Source organism: Marinobacter sp. AL4B, from assembly GCF_019916045.1.
In the GTDB taxonomy this organism is placed as follows: Bacteria; Pseudomonadota; Gammaproteobacteria; order Pseudomonadales; family Oleiphilaceae; genus Marinobacter.
Genome location: NZ_JAILWZ010000001.1, coordinates 1 through 742, shown reverse-complemented (window position 1 = coordinate 742; position 742 = coordinate 1). Strand labels below are relative to the sequence as shown.

Here is a 742-nt window from a genome sequence, read left to right as displayed (position 1 = left end):
GGTGGCAATCTGGCTGTCATCACCCGACGTCGAACCGCCTGCCAGACCGCTTTCGTTCACACTTTCGGTGATCGGGGTTTCAGCCAGGCTGACATCGGACACATTGATGGTCAGCGTGGCGGTGGTTTCGTCACCGTCAGCGTCGCGCACGGTGTAGGTGAACACGTCTTGCTCGTCGCCGGTAATCGCATCGGCGGTGGAGACATACTCGTAGCTGCCATCGGCGTTCAGGGTCAGGTAGCCGAACTGGCCATCAATGCGGCCAGCCACGCCACCGCTGGACGCGGTGCCGGTATTACCGACGGCCACGCCGACCACAGCTCCCGTGGCGGCCCAGCCATCGGCACCGGCGGTGTCGTTGCTCAGCACACCATCGGTGGCCGTTACGGTCAGGGTTGCACCTTCGGTGACGTTACCGGTGTCGGCGACCGCCACCGGCGCATCGTCCGCAATGTTAATGGTCACGGTGTTGGTGACCGTGTTGCCATCGGCATCCTGGGTGGTGTACTCGAAGCTGTCTTCGACGGCATCACCCGAGGTGGTGTCCGTCAGCGTGTAGGTGTAGTTGCCATCTTTATCAATGCTGAACTCACCGTGCTCGGTGCTGACATTGGTCTGCGGCACCGCTTCCACTCCAGCCGGCAAGGTCACCGTGCCGGTGGCAATCTGGCTGTCATCACCCGACGTCGAACCGCCTGCCAGACCGCTTTCGTTCACACTTTCGGTGATCGGGGTTTCAGCC

General features: G+C 62.1%; 1 protein-coding gene. It reads right to left on the bottom strand.

Going from position 1 to position 742, the window contains the following annotated elements:
• The coding region (locus tag K5L82_RS00005; RefSeq protein WP_223132751.1) for an Ig-like domain-containing protein at positions 1 to 742 on the bottom strand (742 nt) is incomplete at both ends.